Here is an 18704-nt window from a genome sequence, read left to right on the forward strand (position 1 = left end):
TTCAATCAGTCGTTCCCAGATCGCCCATGTTTCGTCCGTGAAAGTGCCTGTTCCGTTTCCTTCTTTCATCCCTACAATATGGGAAGAATTTCAAGCGCTAACAGGGCCTAGCTAAATAGCCTCCGGGAGACTTGGTTCGGTTCAAATCAAACCACAAGAGAGGAAGGCACATGATTATCTCGACCAAAACCATCTCCGAAATGGTAAAGAGCAACTACGGAATGAAATCTGTAGAAATCGAACGATCCAACGCTCGTGTGGTGGTTTCTGTCTCCGCCCGCGATCTGGACACGGCGCGAATGAATACAGCGCCCATTCCGGCTTCCAAGTTCGGCCTTGAAGTTCTGTGCGGCGCGAGCTGCGCAGTGGGCGCGATGTAAATTGCGACCAGAAATACCGAAGCGGACCGTAAGGTCCGCTTCACAAAACGACTGGATGCAAAGTAGACGAAATGAAGATCGAATCTCGGATGATCGAAATCGTTAACGGAATCAGCAATTCAGATCGAACGCAGGCCAGTAACGCCACTAGGATGACCTGTCAGAATTTGATGGATTACGTTAAGTCATTTCTTCCTTCTGCCTCCTGTCATATTCATGACTTTGCCGCTTCCCCCGAGGCTCGTCCGCTAGGGTTCGCTGCTCCGGCCTCTTGGGAGCTGATCACAGGCACCGTGTCTTTTTCTAGACCCGATGCAACACCGGTCCGTTTGGACCACGCCGCCCATCCGATGTTGGTTGCAACCAATTCCTGTGCATCCACTGGAGTTTTGCCGGTATGCGCTCCGACCGACACCTCGCCGGCCGGAAAATTAGTTCTCCTGAGCGGCCCCAAGGAGCAGTTCCCGGCTCAGCTTGCCGCCGCCGCCCGAGGAAACGCTGCCGGCGTGGCGTCCGCCGCCTTCTCAAAGCGAATCTGCCAAAAGGAAGCGCGCGGTCGTATCGAACTGTCGTCGTACTCCGACTTGTTCGCGCTCAGCCTCACTCCGTCGGAGCACCACTATCTGGCCGCAGCCCTTGAGGCCGGACCGGTTGCCGCCGAAGTGGCCATAGCGATCGACCAATTAGGCTGCGTGCCAGTATTGGAAATTCGCACCGATCCCGCAGCCTGCAAAGAAATTCTACTGTGCGCTCATATCTGCCACTTGCGTCCTGGCGCCAACGACAATGCATCCGGTGTGGCGCTGCTGTGTGAGCTATTGCGCACCGCCGCTGAATCACTGCCGGCGGTTCGGCTAGTTTTCGCACCCGAATTCACCGGAATGTCCGCTTATTTGGCCGCCACCGCCGTCAAACCCGTCTTTGTTGTCAATGTGGACATGGTGGGTGGCGATCCGGCCATCACCGGCGCGCAGTTGGAGCTCGAATGTTCACCGCCCTATCTGCACCACCCGCTGCAAGATCGCCTCGCCGAGCTATTCAGCTCCTCACCAGAACTCGGCTGCCGGGTGACCGCGTTCAAGGGTTATTCCGACCACGCCTTGTTCGCGTCGAAAGCAGTCGCTGTGCCTGCGGTCCTCATCGGACAAACCGGTGATGTCTACAACCATACCGATTTGGATCGGGTGGAGAATCTGTGCCCAGATCAGATGGCAAGCCTCTGCAAGCTACTCACCCGTTTCTTGGTCGAGGCCGCACCTTATTACGACGTCCCCGGCTTCCCAGTCACTTCGGCACAGTCGAAGGACGCTTGGCCCTTCAATATTTACGCTTTGTTCGATGCCTGCGACGAAGCTATGGCCCAAGACATCCGTACCCGCCTTACCGACAACAAAGAAACATACGCGCGGTTGCAACGAGCCTATCTTGCCGCGCAGTGGCATCAAGAGTCCCTTGGCGATTCCTGGGCCGAAAATGTGATTGCCAACTTTCGACAAGCGGGCCGACACAGCCACGGAAGACATCATGCTGGACAACGTTGATGGCGCATTTCATGATCCGGTATTCCTGACAGCCATGTTTGGCGGAAGGTGGCGTCGATACCGGTCCGCATCGCCGCATGGCTCCTTCCACCACACGCCGGTGCTGCAACCCATAGGTAGCACGGGATACTACTGTGCCGAGGCCTGGCGAGGGTATGCTGAACCGGCGGTTCCAACCGACCGGGCGCGAGTCCGAGAAGCATTCATCTCCTACTCCTCGTGGTGTAGTCAGCAATCCCTGGTGTGTGAGTTGCTCAGACTTGATCCGCTTGGGAAACTACGCGCGCTCGCGGACGACATCCCCAATGGCCGGATCGTCGACGGCCAGCCGGTCGCGGTGCTCGACACGCCCAGCGACATGGACCACTATCGAGCGCAATTACCTGCGGCATGTCGGCGGAGCCTGCGGTCCGCCGAGAGGCGTCTGGAAGCCCGGATCATTGCGCCAAGCGAGCTCAGCAGCCTGACAGCCGCCGCCACTCTGCACGCGGAAACCTTGCGGCGGGTGCGAGCGGCGGACAAATGGTTCGTCCAGGCCACCGACCTGCAATCACTCAGCACGTTGCCAGGGTTTATGAATATCGGCGTCTTCAACCGTTCGACCGGCAAGATAGCGAGCTTCGCCGGATGCCTGATTGAAAGCGGTCGGTTGCACATTCTGTTGGTTGGCAATGACCTACTGACGGACAGCAAAGGGGCATCGGACTTGCTCTATGAGGCAATCGTTGCATGCGCCGTGGAAAGCGGCACTACGGCACGCCCTATACACAGAATCTATTTCGGCGGCGGGCGAAGCCTAGGCGGGGGCGATTCATTGATGCGGTTCAAGTTGAAATTCAGCCTCGGCAGAGCGGTACCTTGCACCTATCTGGCACTGGTCCACGATCCCGCCGCCGCCGCTAGGCTGTCGGTCTCGTTCGAACGGGGGCCCTCGTCCGAACCGCTGTCGGAAGTTCAGCGGACCTGCTTTCCATTTTTGAGTTAGGAGTCTCTCCATGAAAGTCACTTCGCTTAACCGGCTTCCGAGCGTCACTCTGGTCACCACCCATGGTCGGATGACTATCGAACCATTGAACCAACGTGAAACCTTGTTTGAACTCATCGCCAGGGTGGGGATTCCTTGGAGCGCAATTTCCGCGTTTTCGTCCCGACCGGATGGCGAACTGGTTTTGTTGCCCAGCCTAGACGCACCCTTTTCCAGCATGCGAGACAGCTCGGAAATCCTATTGCATTTCAACAGAAACGTGAACCCGGACCTGTTCAACATCCAGAAATACGATATCGCCAAAGCCGAAGACGGTCCCGAGGTGAGCAGTTACCTGTACCAGCAGATCGATAATGACGCCGGCACGGTCCAGCATATTCTCAAAGGCCTATCGCAGACCGAGTGTCAGGAGTTGGTCCGCCAGCATGTTCATAATTTCATCACGGAGAACTTCTCCGCCGGAACATCGTTCGTTATCGGAATCTCCGGCGGCGGCGATAGCAACGCTATGCTGATGGCCATGACCTCCTTCGACGCATTCGACATCTCCATACAGCCAGTCATCCTCAAAGGCGTCGCCGATTGGGACGCCGGAGTTCCCCGCGCCCAAGAGCTGTGCCGGAATTACGGTCTCGACTTACGCGTGCTGGAAGAGACCGAGGTGCGAGATATTTGCGGCATACGCCACGACCGGGACTTGATCCACACCTATGAAGCGAGTTTTCCCGGAGACGATTTCGAGTTCCTGGGCACCTTCTTGATACGCCGGGCACTGAGCCACATGGCGGCTAAAACAGGATCCATCGTGTGTACAGGGCTTAATTTTGAAGACATTCTTGCGGAGTGCCTCTATCGCGTCTGTTCGGGCAAGCCACCCTTGTCCTTTCCCGTGCGACAGCTTAGGTCGACCCGGTTCGCATACCCGCTGTGGATGACGCCGAAGAAAATCATCGACGGATGTTTCCCTAAACTCTCATTAGACAATTACGAGATGCGCTACCCGTGCTTCTCCGCTGGCCGGAACCTCTATTACATGATGGCTTATACGCTTCAGTCCAAATTCCCAGGTAGCGCCGAGAGACTGGTAAAGGGCATGCGTGAATTGGTCGACAAACGGGGCAACGATATCCAGGAAAGTGATATCTTTGGCGCCATTCTGAACGAGGGCGTATCGTTGGAAGTATCTGAGCGCTTCAACCGTCTCATGGGCTAAATCGCATGAAACGCAACACATGTCTGATCGTCGATCCAGCCTCGACGGGGGTGCATCTCGCCCCTGCTCTGCGCAGGCTCGGCGTCCGCGTAGCGGCAGGGTTTTCCAACACAGGAGCGCCCCTTGATCCAGACATCTACGAGCAGTCGGTGGAAGTCGGCGACGGCAGCATATGGCCGGAGGCATTGGACCCCGCTCGCGTACTGCGAGTGATCGCCGGGTCCGATCCGGGTGTCTTACCGGCCGACCGGCTGACGGAACTCGCCGGGATTCCCGGTCTGAACGATCCGGCCTTATCGAGTGCAAGGCGGGACAAATGGGCAATGGGTGAAGCGCTGCGCAATGCCGGCACCCCTAGTGCCCGTCAGGCTTTGCTGACGAACAGGCAAGAGGTCGAAACGTGGATCACCAAGAATCCTGGGGCGTCGGTCGCGGTGAAGCCACGCAGAGGTATGGCCTCCGACCAGGTCATCCTTTGCCATTCCGACACGGAAACACGCACTGCCGCCGACGCGCTGTTGGGCACGATCGACTTTTTCGGCAACGACAACACTACTGTGCTAGTACAAGAGTTTCTACAGGGCGCGGAATTCATGGTCGATACGGTTTCGCGGGACGGTACCCATTACGTCACAGGGGTCTGGCAAGCTTGGCGTCAGCGCAGCGGGAAGGTACTGCCGCTGCAAGCTGACGCCGCCGATCCGGCATCTTCTGAAGCGCAGCGTGTCGTGGCCTATTGCAGTGATGTGCTGGACGCGTTGGGAGTTGCCAATGGGCCGGCGCACACGGAAATTATGCTGGTTTCCGGGCGGGGCCCGGTTTTAGTAGAATTGAATGCCCGATTCCATGGTTCATTGGACCTAGGCTATGCGCGCCGGGTCTTCGGCATTGATCAGGTCACGGAAACGGCGCGGTCAATTGCAGACACGGACTGGCGCGGCCCGAACCAGATGCTGGAGCTGAAGAGCTTTGGCCGAAAGATCTATTTGCATTCGCCCATATCCGGAATCGCCGCGCGCGCTCCTGATTATTCGGCGTTAGAACGGCTGGGTAGCTTCCACTCTATCCGCAGTCGGATAGTTCCTGGGAAAGAGTTTTTGGCGACCGAAAGCCTGTCAACCTGCCCGGCAACGTTGTTCTTAGTAGCCGAAAGCGAGGCCGAGATCACCGCTGATACGCAAAAGGTGCGGGAACTCGAGGCCGCTATCTACCGCCACATTGTTTCTGACTAAAGGCATGGTGGGGATAGCAATCGTCGGAGCCGGGGCATTGGGAACATATGCCATGGAGCGACTCGCGGCACTCGCGTTGCACGGGATGCTAGACGCCTCGGCCGTGGATGTCCGGATTTTTGAACGAACAGGCCGCTTCGGCGACGGCGAGGTGTATGATGTGGGCCAACCAAAGACTAATCTGCTCAACACTTCTGCCGGGGAGCTCGCGCTCGGCGCCGACAACACGGTGGAACAGGCCAAGTCGCGACTGCTTCCAGGATGGAATAATAGCTTTCTTGACTGGTGCCATAGGCGTTTTCGAGAAACAGGCGACACTATATATGATGTCGAGGCGGGCGACGCTCCGCCCCGCGCGGTGTATGGCGAAGCGTTGAAGGGGGTGTTGGGGTCCCACGTTGATTTGCTTCGTAAGATTGGAGCGACCGTGTCTCTGATCCCGGCAGAGGTCACCGCGATCGAACCTGCCGGACACCGCAGCTTTAACATCTCAGCCGAGCTTGACGGCCGGACCTGCTTGTTCCGTGCCGATGAGATCTTGCTAGTGACCGGTCACGCCCGAAGGCCGGACGCACCTGCCGGAGGCGGAAAAAGTTACGCCGCCAACCCGTACCCGATCAACCTGTCGTGCTCCTGCTCTGTTGTGCCGCCCGGGTCGCATGTTGGCATCCGTGGCATGGGTTTGTCGGCAATAGATCTCATCCTCGCCCTTACCGAAGGGCGGGGCGGCGGGTTTGAACCGGACGAAACATCTTCTCGACGAGGCGCGCTGAGGTACCTTCCTTGCGGACGCGAGCCCGCCAAGATCGTCGCCACCAGTCGAGGAGGCTTGTTTACGCGCGCGCGCAGTTGGCTCGGCGCTGGCAATACGCGCCTGCGCACCCGCGCCTGGTTCTTTACTCCCGAAGCGGTCGACCGGTTGCGCCGGACTGCGGACGGAACCGCAGCAGGGGGAAAGATCGATGCCAATCGAGGCTTGATGCCACTTATCGTGCTCGAGATGGCCGCCTTATTCCATGCCGTTGCCGCCGGAGATATTTCGAAATGCCCTTTTTCGGTTGGTGGTGGTGTCAGCCGTCTGTATGAGGATTTGCTGAACGGGCGGTCCGTTGAAATCGACGCGCTCGTTGACCAAGCGAATGCCGAAGCCGGGAGCCACGCCTCGTTCCGTCCGGAGTTCTTTTTTGACCCGCTGGCTTATTTTGGCGGGACCGCTGCGGATCAGACAGCCGTATTAATTAGACTCATCGAAGTCGACAATGCTCAGGCACTGCTTGGCGCCAACCGATCTCCGCACAAAGCGGCGGCAGAGGGCGTTTGGCGCGATCTTCGCAGCGTTTTCTCCTATGCGGTCGACCAAGGCGGCTTGACTCCGACTAGCCATCGGGACTTTGTCGAAAAATTGTATCGATATCATAATCACCTGTCAAACGGTGCCTCTCTGGCAGTCATGGAAAAAGTACTGGCACTGTTGCGAGCCGGCGTGTTGGACGTGTCGGTCAGCCGGGATCCTACATGGTCGCACGATGCCAAGAGCGGCCAATGGGTGGCGGTGGGCGCTGGGGACGCCATGCGGCGGGTGGACCACTTGATCGAGGCGAGCATCCCCACAATCGGACAGGCACATTGCGCTTCCCAGTTGCACCGGCAAATGTTTCAGAGTGGCATTTTACAACGGTTTAAAAATACGCTCGGCTTGGAGACATATGTTCCTGGCGGTGTGGCAACGGACGGCAGCTTCCATCCGTTGGGCGCTGCAAGCCCGTGGCGGGAAGCCATGACGGTCCTGGGAGCGCAACTCGACGGGGCTGTGTTCTTTCAGCCCAGCGCCGCCAAAGTGAATTGTAACGACGGCAATCTGAATAAAGTTGCTGCATGGACCAATGGCGTTGCCGCGCGCGCTGGCCGAAAAACGGAAGCAGTGTCATGATACCGGATTTGCTTCCCGACCTGACCCGTATCCGTGGCTGGGTGCGCGACTTGATCGCCGCGCAAGACTGCGCGAGAAAGAAATCAATTGTTTTGCTGGCGGTGGATGGGATTCGGTATGCGGATGTCGAACGGCATTGGCGTGCGGCGGACCGATTGCAGCGGATTGCGTCCGTCTTCCCGACAACCTCGTCCTCCTGTTGGCTAAGTGCGATGACCGGTGACGGCGTGGAGCGGCATGGCTGCGTGGGCGTGGTTTTCCGGCCGCACACGACGAGCGAGATGATCAACGTCTTTACTCATCCAGAAGGTTTCGCGCGGGAAGGAGAACAAACCCTGTTCCACGATGCGGCGCAACATGGACTTACGCCAGTGGCTCTGTCGAGCGACCTTGGCGCAATTGATTGCGGCTGGCGAGATCGGTTGCTCAACGGGGCGTACATCACTCCCTCTCCTCTGCATTTCCATGCACCATGCGGCGCGGACACTCCGATGGACGTTGATGGATTCATTGATCGGCTAAACTCCGACCTGGAGCGCATCGTGGCGCGGTCGGAACGAGTGTTCGGATGGATTTTCCTGGATATCGACCGCTACATTCATCGTCACGGCTATGACCGCGCCGTGGGCCGCTACTTGTTGGGCCTGAACCGACTAGCGTGCGAATGGGCAAAAAAAGGTCTAATCATCGCGGCGCATTCTGACCATGGGTTGGTCGAGACCATCCATTCGCCTACCCTGGAACACTACCTAGACCAGATCATCAAGCGCTATGGATTGGAAATGGGCGGTGCCGGACGCACTCGGTGGCTGTATGTGCCGCAATCGGTGAATACACTGGCGATTATGAACGAACTTGCAGCAAACATGCCCGAACACGTAGAGGTAGCCAAGCGGTCCGATTACTTCGCGCCGTCTGAGCAGATCGCCGCCAGAGTGGGAGAAGTGCTCCTGATCGCCCGCTCCAAGCGCTTTCTTGCAGAACCCGGCGTCCTGTTCGATCACGGTTCGCTAACGAAGGATGAATGGGATATCCCCTTTGCTGTTTGGGGAGTGGGCAGATGAACTACGGGCTGGGCATCGACAGCTATGGCGCCAGCTTTTCCGGCGATGACGGGGCTGGCTTGGCGCTGACCTGGACCAGCGACGAGCGAAGCCAACTGGACATCGACCTTGATGGGTTCTTGACATCGCGATTGGCGACCGAAGCCGAGCAAGGCGCTCCGCTGCTGCGAAAATATGCCGTGAACGATCCCTACGGCGCACTCGCCATGCACGCGGCAACGACCGAATTTCTGGAGGTAGCCCTCGCGGCAGATCAAATCACTTGTGCCGCAGGCGTAATCGGCTTGTTGAACGCTCTTGCCAGCTTGGTGGGCGGTGGACTGTGCCATTTGGACGATGTCTATCGGGACCTACCCGCATGGTCATGGAACCGGGGCTTCGCCGTCACATCCGCTCCCAGCTTGCGCGCTGCCATTGGTCGGCAGTGGCAGATGCTGCTGCTTGAATATCCGTCTTTTTTGGAAACCGGTGAGCCCTTAGATATCTTCTTGGCCGACGCCTGCGCTGTCGCGGCGGAGCGGAATGGAATTGTTGTGGTTGATGAATCCAACGCCAATTACCTGCCCCCACGCAGAAGCTTGTCTGCGCGGGTGAACCAACTGAGCAATCTCGTTGTGCTCCGGGGATTTTCCAAGGCGTACGGGCTGGGTTCGCTTCGCTTGGGCGTTGCTATCTGTTCAAGGAACATGACGGCGAGACTGCGTTCCGTGATTGCGCCATTAGCCGTATCGCCTATAAGCCTTGATCTTGGTGCGGCGGTCTGGTCCCAAGGAGACATCATGAGCCGATTGCGCTCCCGGATCGCAGTGGAAAAAACCGCGATGAAGCAACGACTGGTCCAAGTCGGTATAGTTGATCATAGCGCCGAACACCCGCATCTGCCTTACGTCCTGCTTTCCCCCGACACTCGATCGATCCAAGCGCTTTCCGGCGCGGGGATCCGCGGAAAGTTCCACTTCACCGCGGGGACGAGGGGTGAGAATCAGTATTTTCGCTTGAGCGTTCCGCTGCATCCCGAGCGGGTGCAGCGCTTCAATGATCTGATGGCCGCAATCACACCATCCCTTTGAGTAAAGGCCCGCTGGTCAACAGTGCCGTCGCGCAGATTCCTGCCGCCAATAGGAAACCTGCCCCACCGTCTAACGCAGAACTGGCAGTCAGGCTGACGGCGACGAAGGCGCCTGCTCCCTCGCCGATCCCGACGACGACGGAATAGACCGTCAAAGCGGCGACATGACGGCTCGCCGGAACCCCGACGGTGGCTTGGCCGATCAGACTGGGCAGCAGAGAACTCTCTGCTAGAGCCCAGAGCACTACGGCGACAGCGAGCATTACCGGGTGCTTCAGCAGGACCGGTAGCAAAAAGGCGACTAGATACAAGCCGAACCCGAGCTGGATGCGGATCCCCACGCCAAAATGCATCCGTTCCATCCATTGGTTCAACGGATAGGAAGTAGCGATGACAATCACCGCGTTCAGCCCAAGCAGCACTCCGCCCCAATTTTCCAGCCTAAGATGATAAGTGGCATATAAGGCGACTGAATTGTACATGAATGCATAGCTGAAATAACCGATCGACGTGCAAATTAATAAGCGCCGTAGTTCGGGCAATCTGAGACAATAAAATACCCCAGAAACAATGGTCTCTTGAGGATGCAAGTCCGGAATCAGGCTTCGGAAGCCAAACACGGCGGCCGCTGTGGCTGCTAACAATAGAGCAAAGGCGTAAAATGGCGACATGCCGTTTGCGGCGGTCAGCAGATAAAACGCGGCCGGCGGCCCGATCATTGCGGCGAAGTTGGTCGCAGTGGACAGTTTACTATATTTGAGAAACCGGCTTTCCGTTGTCCGTTTCATATTGGCGGTCAAGCTCCGGACCGACACACTGTTCGCCCCGTTGGCGAGATTGAAGATCGTGATGGCAGTGCAGATGGCAGCTGCGTTCTTCAAGTGGGGAAGAATGCACAAGGCGGCGGCGGCGGTCAAACTGCTCAAGACTAACACATTACGCAGTGGCAAACGGTCAATAGCCGACGAGACAAACACCCTGCCCAGCTTCCCCATTACGGATGCCGCAAAAAGCACAGTAGCGATGGTAGAGGTTTTCAACGTTGTGTGACCGATCAGAAAAACCGGCAGGACCGCGAAAACACCGAAATACACCGTTGCCGCAGAAGTGAATTGGCCGAAGACAAGCTGTGTTAATCTGTCGCGATTCTTAAGCACGTTCATTCTCAATTCCTCGGTCAGGACACTAGCCCGTCTTATTTCTTGGGCATGCTAGGGATTCGGCGACGGATGCCGCGTAAACTGCTGATTGTGTTTATGGATCTGGCGTTGAAGCCATCCAGGCACACGATCACGATAAGTCGCACCCTGATTACCGACGATAGGGATAGAGGTGACCCCGTCTGTTCGGACAGCTTTTAGGGATGAATAAGCTATACCCTGTGATTGTCATGCCACCCTTCTGACGGCGTTGCTGTTGCCCATCTGGTCGGGGGTTAACCCCGGACCAGATGGCGTCGGCATCTTATGATACGCCTTATCGGGCCTGCGTCCAGCCAGTGCCGAGTGCGGACGCTGCCCGTTATGATGGGCGATCCATCCGGCAAGCCCGGCTCGCTGTTCCGATCCTGTCTCGCACGCATGAAAACAGACGCATTCGTATTTCAGGGATCGCCACAGGCGTTCAATGATCACGTTGTCCAGCCAGCGAGCTCGCCCGTTCGCAGCTCGTCGAGGCACGCACGCCGGTCCCGTCGTGGCGGCTGGTAACCCCCCGGATACCTTGACCGAACGACAGGCCCTTGACGCGGTTGATGTGCCGGGTCCGCTCGCCCACCAGGACCTTACGTTCCCGACCGTGATGTCGGCGGTCTTCCTCTTCGCGCGACGGAGGACGGACGATGGAGCAGACCCGCGCTGCCCCGCGTTTGAACGCCAGCAGGGTACGGACCAGCATTTCGAAGTCGAAACGATCCGTCTTCGCACGCCGATGCTTGCGGGAAACCACGATCGACGCCGCATCGACGACGTAACTCTCTATCCAGTCCTCCCGCTTCAACGCCCGGTCGATCCAGAAGCCATCCAGGCCGGCTTCCTGGATGACCACCAGCGAGAAGAGCCTTCTCTCGCGGGCGCGGGCCCTCTCGCGCAAAGCAGTGACGCAGGTGAAGAGGCGCGCAATGTCGCTGCCTTGTGACCTGCCAGCTCGATTTTCCGAGTTCCAGGGAGACAACAATCGCGCCAAGATCGACGCGGATAGCGGCCGGAGTCGCGGGATGATCGGATGCCTTGTGCATGGTCTTGCCCTCCAGAGAGTTTCAGCAAGCACACTCTGACACGGCACGGCTCGCTATCCACCTCCTCATGGGATCTGACAATCATAGTTGACGCCGAGGTTGTATTCCCTCTCGGTGACTGAAACGGTGAAAACGGGCATGTCCGCCTTACCCGAGGCGTTACGGCACGCGACCGCAATATGGAAAGTCTCCATTTTGATGACTCCTTGCCTGATGTTCGAGGTTATGGCGACGGAAAAGAGTGATATGCCGGCGATCAAGTGGATCGCCGGCATATATAGGGATCACGCGGCCAGAAGCTGCCTGGCGAGCGCGACTTCGATGGAATCTCCGTCCTGATTGAGGACGTCGAGCCCGGATTCAGGCACGTCGCCCGATGTGCTCTGCGAGACCATGATCTTTCTGGCCATGAGGCCCAGGCACGTCATTTGCGAAGTGCCCGCGTAGCCGAGAAAAATGACCCGGACGGCAAGCTTCTGTCCGATGCGCCATGACCGGCGAGCGGCCTGCTGCAATGAGTAGACGTTGTAACCGCTCTGCATGAACACGATCGTCGGAAATTCCAGAAGGTCGAGACCAGTCTTGACCAGTTCCGGGTTCGTGATGAGGACATCAATCCCCCGGTCCAGCTGCTCGGCGATCCAGTCTTCCCGGCGGGACGCATCCACGCTCGCGCGCAGCACGGCCACCTTGAAGCCCTCCTGTTCCAGCAGCATCTTGAGGCGCGACGTCGTATCGCGGGTGCCGGTGTAGACCGAGTAGACGAGGGTCTTGCGCCCTTCTGCCTTCTCCTGCCGGCAGATCTCGATCAACTCGCGCTCCTTGGGCATGATCTCCAGCTCGTTGAACTGAGCTGGAACGAACGCCAGGGTGTGGCGTGTACGCGGATGAACGACGGTTTCCGCCCGAAAGCAGCAATCCGCCCACGCGAGGAGGACGTTGAGCACCACACCGAGAAGCGTGGTGTCGCGCTTCGCCAGAGCCTGCTTCAGCTCGGCAGTGAGGCGCGAAGCCAGATCCCGATAGGCCGTGGCTTGCTCGGCATCCATGGCGACTTCACGGAATTCCTCGTCGTAGGGCGGCAGCACATTGCCGCCGATATCCTTCAGCTTGAGAAAGACGGTGAATGGCAGGACGCACCGCATCACGCCCTTGGGACCAAACCCCGGGGCTTTGACGGTACGCACCGTGACCTTCGAGCCCCGGGCCGTCTTGTGCGCGGCGCCGGTGCTCTCGGAATAGATGTCCTTCAGGACGCCATGATCGCGCATGAAGGCCATGGCGGCCGAGGTCATGCTGCCGCTCTTGTTCGGCCGGTAGCCGTCCTCGATCATCCTGCCCGGCAGGGCCCGGAACAGCAGGTAGAAGAGATCGTCGCCATAGCCGCCCATCAGCGTGCCGGTGAGCAGCAGCGTTCTGGTCGCCTTTGCGGCGAGCACGCCCATGGCCTGACCCTGTGCGGAGCCGCCGTTCTTGTACTCATGCGCCTCGTCGGCGATGAGCAGGTCGAACGTGCCCTGCGGCAGGTATCTCTTGATGAATTCGGACGGCTGATAGCCGCCTTCGCCAAAGCCGAACTCCATGTTGGCCATCGCACGCTCCATGCGATGGGCCTGACGGTCGGAAAAAACGAGTTCGCCGTGGGCGTCCATCAGGTTGATGAACTCGTGGATATTGTCGCCCAGCATGGAAGCCAGGAAACCGTCTCCAAACGTCTTCATCAGCCGCTGGGCGGTAACCGCCCCGATGGTCGGGATGCGTTTGAGCGCCTTGAGCACGGCCGAGGACTGGTCGCTGGCAGATAGACCTCGTGGCCGGATCAGGGTCCACAGGGGGGCAGCGCAATGGCTGCACTTCCTGCGGTAATCCTCGGCGTCGAGTTCGACCGGCCTGACCGGTTCGCCGTCGAGATCGGTGATGACATGGCCGCAATCGGGGCAGAGGCCGATGTCGCCGTCTGCACTGCGCCGGCGGGTGAAGGCGGGCTTCCAGTGAAACCCCATCCGCATCCGCACGCGGCCGAGGACGAAGAACTCCTGCCCCTGCGCGGGGACGCCGAGTTGCTGCCGCAGCTTGATGAGCTTGACCAGCGTGTCCGGTCCGTTGAGGACCCAGACCCTGGCGCCGGCCACCGTCTCCTGGATCGCACGCCGCCATTTGTAGACCAGATGCGGCGGTGAGAGGATCAGGGTGCGACGATAGCCCTCGGCATGGAGTACGGCGGCCGTCGCGATACCGACGGTCGTCTTGCCGCAGCCCATCTCGCCGTTGACGATCGCGGCGCGCTCGCCCCGGTCGATCAGCAGTTCGGTCACAGCGTGGACCACATCGGCCTGGGCGTCGAACAGGCGACGCTTGAGCCCGGCCAGAACGATCTGGCGGAATGCTTTCGGGCGTCCGGTATAGACCGGTGGATTGGCGCGGTTCAGCGAGTCCAGCAACTCGTCGCCGAATTCGGCGACGAAGTCCGGCAGGCTGACGGTAACAGGAGATGCCGCCGCGTCGAGCAGGTCGTCCTGCATGGAGGCGGTTTCGGCGGGAGAAGAAAGAGTATCGGATTCGAGGGACATGGTGATGCTCCAAAAAAAGGGGCACGCACCTCCCTCGCGGGGCGATAACGTGCCCCGGATTGGGATGAAGCGAACGGCGATGAGCCGCGCGCGGATGTGGAAGAAGAATCGGCCGTTAGAAGCTCAGATCCTCTTCGGGCAGCTGAACGACGGTGACGGTACGGTCAGCGTTGGTGACGACCGCGATCAGCAGACGCGGCGTGATCGCATAATGCGAGATCAGGACGTTATCGGACTGCAATGCGTCGAGATTCGCATGACGCTGATCGTCTCTGACATCGCCCCAGTCGCCCCGGATGTGGCGCTGGACATAATGCAGAGGCTCGATCAGCCCCTTGCGGTCCAGCCATTGGACCTTGTTGCTGAGTCTGAGGCTGCCGAAAGGGAAGAGCGGCGGGGCTGTCTGGGGATAGTCCAGACCGGCGAACAGGTTTTTGAACATGGAAAGGAATCCTTCCTTGATAGTGCGCTTCCACGGGAAGCAGGGATGAACTGGATCAGCGGATCGTGAGCACCTCTCCCCGCGTCGGGGAGGCCGGCGTCATGTCCCAGGCCCGGATGACCGGAACGAACTTGTCAGTGAGGATGCGGGTTTCGGCCACGGAACCGTCCTCGCGTTCCGTGTACTGCGTCTGCGACGTCTTTTCCTTGTGGGTGTCACCCTTGACGACCAGTACGCGCCCGTTTTTGGAACGAACGACACCGGAGATCGCACCCGCCGCGAGAGCCAGGGCGAGATGCCAGTGTGACAAGGCGCGCGCCGGGGGGCGCTGAGATTGCTGCGCGGCCCCGAGATGCGTGTCGAGCATTGGCCAGAGTCCTTGCAGCCGGCCGATCTCGTCGGCGAACTGCTCGGGCTCCATCGTCACGCGGAAGAACTGCTCCGGCTCCGAAGGGCTGGCGGGGACCATGTAGGGCAGGAACGGCCAGTCAGGCGGCAGTTCCTCGGCGTCGACATCAGCTTGCCCGATCTGCAGCAGCAGACCGCGCATGGTCTTGGTCACGTCGGACATCTGGTCGCGCTGACGAACGCGGCGTCCGAAGATGACGACCTGTTTGAACTGCGTTTCCACCGCCCGGTAGATGCGCAGGTCGGTGAAGTGGCGTGTGAGCCAGCCGACCAGTTCGTCGTCGAGCACGTAATGCGGCACGATGAAGATCAGTACGCCGCCATATTGCAGGAAGGGAAGCGAGCGCTGGTAGAACAGCTTTTCCAGACGCGGGCGCCCCTGGCCCTGATAGCCGATATTGCAGTCCATCCCTTTCGACAGATCGCCGTAAGGCGGGTTGAGCCACAACAGGCCAAAAGCCTGCCGCGAGATCAATGTGTCCATCAGATCGCCATGGATACAGCGATCGACCAGTTGCCGTGCGTGACGCGCGCGCTCGGCATCGTATTCGACCGCGAATGCCTGGACCTGTTCGCGCCCGAGGGCATGAGCGGCTTCGGCGATCGCAACGCCTTCGCCGGCGCAGGGATCGAGGATGTTCATCGGGCTGACACCAGGAGCCAGTGCGGAGAGCACGCGCTCGATCGTCGGTTCATCGGTCGGAAAATAGCCGTTCCTGGCGAAATTGCGCGCAAGGCGCGGGAACATGAGAGCCATGGGATGTCTCCACGATGACGGTGAGGAAGGGGGACCGACCCTGATGAGCGGGTCTGCATGAAAGTCGGCTATGCGACACGCAGCAGCGGCGACACCGAAGCCAGTGGACTGTCGTCGGCGCGTAATTCACCGCTACGGATGAGGCCGCCGAGGGCGACGGTCAGAGCCGGGACGTCGATCGCCAGCCGATGGCCTTCCAGCGGCCCGAGGGCGAGCGGGAGATAGCCGAGCATGTCCTGGGCGTAGAGGAGGTCCAGGACGGTTTCGCGCCAGTGATCGAGCAGGGGAAGTGGGCAGGTTTCCTTGACCAGCGTCCACAGCCGGTCGCGGTGGCGGAGAGAGTGACGCGGCAGAAGAGCCAGCGCACTGGCATTGGCTTTGTCCGGACGCACGCAACGGCGGTCGAACAGCCAGAGATGAACGATGGAGCCGAACAGGGTCCGCCGATAGGCCCGCGTGGAGCGCTTTTCGAGCATGTCGACATTGCCGACAAAAATCGGGGTCTTGCTTCCGTCCTCGGCGACGATCTGGAACTGGTCGAGGCCCCGTTCGTCACGCCCGAGGGTCAGGCGTGCCAGGAATTCCTGGATGGCCGTGTCACGGGCCCAGACGGACAGGAAAACGAGGCCGTTGCGCTCGTCGGCGATGCAGGCATCGGCCATGAGATCAGAACATTCGTTGATACGATAGAGCAGTTTGGAAGAAGTGGTTGCGGGCATGGCGAATTTCCCTGGAAAAGGAAGCAGCACCGCCCGGCAGGGACAGTACTGCCCCATTGGGTTGGAAGGATTGGGCCTGCCGATCAGATCGAGGCAGGCGCTGTCGGCGAAGTCGCGGAATGGTGTTCTTCGTGCCAGGTACGAACCCCCGCGCGCCACTCGGCGGATTGTTCGGGCGCCATGTCCAGAAAACGCAACGGGCACGAGTAATAGTAGGGGTGCATGGCCTCTTCGAGCGGCTTGTAGCCCCACATATTTCCGCTCCGTTCCAGGAGGTCGCAGCGGATATAAATGAGGGAATCGCCGGGCTTGAGATGAGGATGTACGCCGTCGACCCGCGCGGTGACCCTGACCAACGACCACAGCACGTTCTCGTGCAGGGCGTGGTCCAGGACCTGGGTGAACGCGCGTTCGGTCGTTTCCGACCAGGTGAGTTCCCGGATCAGTTCTTCCCGGGATTGGAGCGAAAAATACCAGCCCATAAAAGACCTCCATTGAAAATGTCGGAGATCCGCCCCGAGGGGATGAATCCCCGACGGGTGAGAGAGGGCCGTTCGCACGGCATGAGGGTTCAGGTGGCCAGACGCCATTCCTGAGCCAGAGGGGTGAACGTATATCCAAGCACGCCGAGACGATCGCACTGCTGACGCAGGCGCTGGCGATCGACTGTCGGATCGAGTTTCACGGTCTCGCCAAGCGGCCAGAGCGTGTCGAAGAGCGTCTTGTCAGCATCTTCGTCTCGGGCTTTGGTCTCCGCGGGCGGTGCGGCACCGAACGGTGTCGTATCGACCAGGGGATCTCGGCGATCTCGTGTCCTCGCCTTTCTCGAAGGTCTGACGTCAGACGATGCTGGTGTCTGGGTTTCCTCGTCGATCGGGTCGACTTCCTGCGGACTCAGTCGCTGGGCATCGTCAGCGCTCAGGGCGTCGATATTGGAGAGGGTCATGCCGCCAAGCAGCGCACGGATTTCAATGACCATGCGGCCATTGGTCGTATAGGTGGAAGGGCGAATTTCGGCGATGCCGAAATCACCTTCATATTGTCCTTCGGCGTATTGCTCGAGTTCGGCGTTCTTGACGACGAACTCGCCGATGGAGGTTGCAAGGCGGCCGACATTGAAATCGCCGTTGCGACCGTGAATGGTCTTGATGGCCAGGCGGCCGGGGATCGTAATCATGGGGGCGTCCTCGCAGGATGATGCCTCGGTCACACGCTGACGCGGGGCGTCAGGCGCGGGCTGAGGCAGCAAGACCCCGATGATCGGGGTCTTGCCGGAAGATCAGAAGGAATCGGCAAGCGCCGGTACCGGAGTATCGGCGGCGTCTTCCTCGGGCGTATCGGATGCGGGCGCGGAAATTCCGGGCGTGGCAGCGTCCTGGGAGGGGGATGAGGCAGGGGCCTGGGGCACCTGGTCGCTGGTCTCGGTCGGCTTGGGCTCGGCCTTGTAGACGAGCTTGCCGTCGATCTTGATCCAGCTGACGAAGAGCAGGCGGGCCTTGAGGCTGACGCCCTGCTCACCGGCACGCTTCCCCTTGGCGTAGGTGAAGATGTCGGTCCAGAGATCGCCGAGGCGAAAGCCGATCAGGACTTTCTTCTCGCTCTCGACCGCCTGGACGCAACGGCGGATAAGGTGCTGGGCTTCGGAGCCTGAAACGCGCGTATCGAAACGCACGTAGGAGGCATCGTTGGCCGGACCGTTCAGGGCTGCGATGTCGCAGGCCAGAAACGGCGCGCCTTTCTTGGGCTTCACCTCACGGATCCGGTTGAGATAGCCGAGGCCGGTGATGTGCAGGTCAAAAAAACTGGATTCGTTGGACGTGGTCATGGTGGATCTCCAGAAAAGAGAGCGGAGACACACCCGACCCTGACGGGGAGGTGTGAAACCCCCGCGTGGGTTGATGAAACGATGTTCAGGCATCGCCATCGTTGACGATGGCCGTTCGCGCATGGATGCCGGTGCGAACCGGGATGATCTACGTGGTGAGAACCACGTCGCAGTCTCGAGGATCATGACTGCCTGGGCATGCGGCTGAAAACATCAGCGGGCATGCTGGCAGGGTCGCACGCGACTGTAATCCCCCGTGGGCAACAATATGCACCGGGGGTACTTCCTGTTTGCCGTCATGGTGGGGGCAGAGTTGTGGGGCACGCGCCTCTT

General features: G+C 59.5%; 16 protein-coding genes and 2 pseudogenes. 8 read left to right on the forward strand and 10 right to left on the reverse strand.

Features of this window, described 5'->3' with window-relative positions:
• Positions 1 to 170: 170 nt before the first annotated feature.
• The 8 genes from HLH48_RS20170 (at position 171) to HLH48_RS20205 (ending at position 9415) form a co-directional block, all read left to right on the forward strand.
• The gene (locus tag HLH48_RS20170) at positions 171 to 380 is read left to right on the forward strand and encodes a hypothetical protein (protein WP_182999272.1); all 210 of its coding nucleotides are present in this window, start codon (positions 171 to 173) and stop codon (positions 378 to 380) included.
• Between the two features lie 71 nt (positions 381 to 451).
• On the forward strand, positions 452 to 1921 hold the full coding sequence (locus HLH48_RS20175; RefSeq protein WP_182999273.1) for a DUF4910 domain-containing protein: 1470 nt from the start codon (positions 452 to 454) through the stop codon (positions 1919 to 1921).
• Positions 1905 to 2906, forward strand: coding sequence for a Rossmann-fold NAD(P)-binding domain-containing protein (locus tag HLH48_RS20180; RefSeq protein WP_182999274.1), 1002 nt, complete (start codon positions 1905 to 1907; stop codon positions 2904 to 2906). Before HLH48_RS20175 ends, HLH48_RS20180 begins: the two co-directional genes overlap by 17 nt.
• Before the next feature lie 10 nt (positions 2907 to 2916).
• Complete coding sequence (locus HLH48_RS20185) at positions 2917 to 4119, forward strand: tRNA lysidine(34) synthetase (protein WP_182999275.1); 1203 nt, start codon at positions 2917 to 2919, stop codon at positions 4117 to 4119.
• 5 nt (positions 4120 to 4124) lie between these two features.
• Positions 4125 to 5351 (forward strand): ATP-grasp domain-containing protein, encoded by a 1227-nt coding sequence (locus tag HLH48_RS20190; RefSeq protein ID WP_182999276.1) that lies wholly within the window; start codon positions 4125 to 4127, stop codon positions 5349 to 5351.
• Between the two features lie 4 nt (positions 5352 to 5355).
• Complete coding sequence (locus HLH48_RS20195; RefSeq protein WP_264812521.1) at positions 5356 to 7281, forward strand: FAD/NAD(P)-binding protein; 1926 nt, start codon at positions 5356 to 5358, stop codon at positions 7279 to 7281.
• Positions 7278 to 8345 (forward strand): alkaline phosphatase family protein, encoded by a 1068-nt coding sequence (locus tag HLH48_RS20200; protein WP_182999278.1) that lies wholly within the window; start codon positions 7278 to 7280, stop codon positions 8343 to 8345. Before HLH48_RS20195 ends, HLH48_RS20200 begins: the two co-directional genes overlap by 4 nt.
• Complete coding sequence (locus tag HLH48_RS20205; protein WP_182999279.1) at positions 8342 to 9415, forward strand: aminotransferase class I/II-fold pyridoxal phosphate-dependent enzyme; 1074 nt, start codon at positions 8342 to 8344, stop codon at positions 9413 to 9415. The genes HLH48_RS20200 and HLH48_RS20205 overlap by 4 nt, the downstream gene beginning before the upstream one ends.
• Here HLH48_RS20205 and HLH48_RS20210 read toward each other — a convergent pair.
• The 10 genes and pseudogenes from HLH48_RS20210 to HLH48_RS20255 all read right to left on the reverse strand — a co-directional run bounded on the left by HLH48_RS20210 (position 9399) and on the right by HLH48_RS20255 (position 18371).
• Positions 9399 to 10577 carry an MFS transporter gene (locus HLH48_RS20210; RefSeq protein WP_182999280.1) on the reverse strand — a complete coding sequence of 393 codons (1179 nt, stop codon included), beginning with the start codon at positions 10575 to 10577 and terminating at the stop codon, positions 9399 to 9401. The genes HLH48_RS20205 and HLH48_RS20210 overlap by 17 nt on opposite strands.
• A 225-nt stretch (positions 10578 to 10802) precedes the next feature.
• Positions 10803 to 11087 (reverse strand): annotated as a pseudogene (locus tag HLH48_RS20215) (integrase core domain-containing protein); the annotation flags it as partial.
• A pseudogene (locus HLH48_RS20220) lies at positions 11066 to 11650 on the reverse strand (IS110 family transposase); the annotation flags it as partial. The pseudogenes HLH48_RS20215 and HLH48_RS20220, both read right to left, overlap by 22 nt.
• A gap of 284 nt (positions 11651 to 11934) precedes the next feature.
• The gene (locus HLH48_RS20225; protein ID WP_182999282.1) at positions 11935 to 14220 is read right to left on the reverse strand and encodes a helicase-related protein; all 2286 of its coding nucleotides are present in this window, start codon (positions 14218 to 14220) and stop codon (positions 11935 to 11937) included.
• Positions 14221 to 14335: 115 nt separating this feature from the next.
• Entirely contained in the window at positions 14336 to 14662 is a 327-nt protein-coding gene (locus HLH48_RS20230; protein ID WP_182999283.1) for a methyltransferase, read from the reverse strand.
• A gap of 55 nt (positions 14663 to 14717) precedes the next feature.
• Positions 14718 to 15827, reverse strand: coding sequence for a DUF6094 domain-containing protein (locus tag HLH48_RS20235; protein WP_182999284.1), 1110 nt, complete (start codon positions 15825 to 15827; stop codon positions 14718 to 14720).
• A 68-nt stretch (positions 15828 to 15895) separates the two neighbouring features.
• Complete coding sequence (locus HLH48_RS20240) at positions 15896 to 16546, reverse strand: hypothetical protein (protein WP_182999285.1); 651 nt, start codon at positions 16544 to 16546, stop codon at positions 15896 to 15898.
• An 83-nt stretch (positions 16547 to 16629) separates the two neighbouring features.
• Complete coding sequence (locus HLH48_RS20245) at positions 16630 to 17028, reverse strand: hypothetical protein (RefSeq protein ID WP_182999286.1); 399 nt, start codon at positions 17026 to 17028, stop codon at positions 16630 to 16632.
• Between the two features lie 89 nt (positions 17029 to 17117).
• Positions 17118 to 17723: a DUF3275 family protein gene (locus HLH48_RS20250; RefSeq protein ID WP_182999287.1), complete on the reverse strand. Its 606-nt coding sequence runs from the start codon at positions 17721 to 17723 to the stop codon at positions 17118 to 17120.
• A 102-nt stretch (positions 17724 to 17825) separates the two neighbouring features.
• A complete protein-coding gene (locus HLH48_RS20255; RefSeq protein ID WP_182999288.1) occupies positions 17826 to 18371 on the reverse strand; it encodes an STY4534 family ICE replication protein in 546 nt (181 codons plus the stop codon).
• Positions 18372 to 18704 lie beyond the last annotated feature (333 nt).

Origin of the sequence: Gluconacetobacter sacchari (assembly GCF_014174255.1) — a bacterium.
GTDB classification, from domain to species: domain Bacteria; phylum Pseudomonadota; class Alphaproteobacteria; order Acetobacterales; family Acetobacteraceae; genus Gluconacetobacter; species Gluconacetobacter sacchari.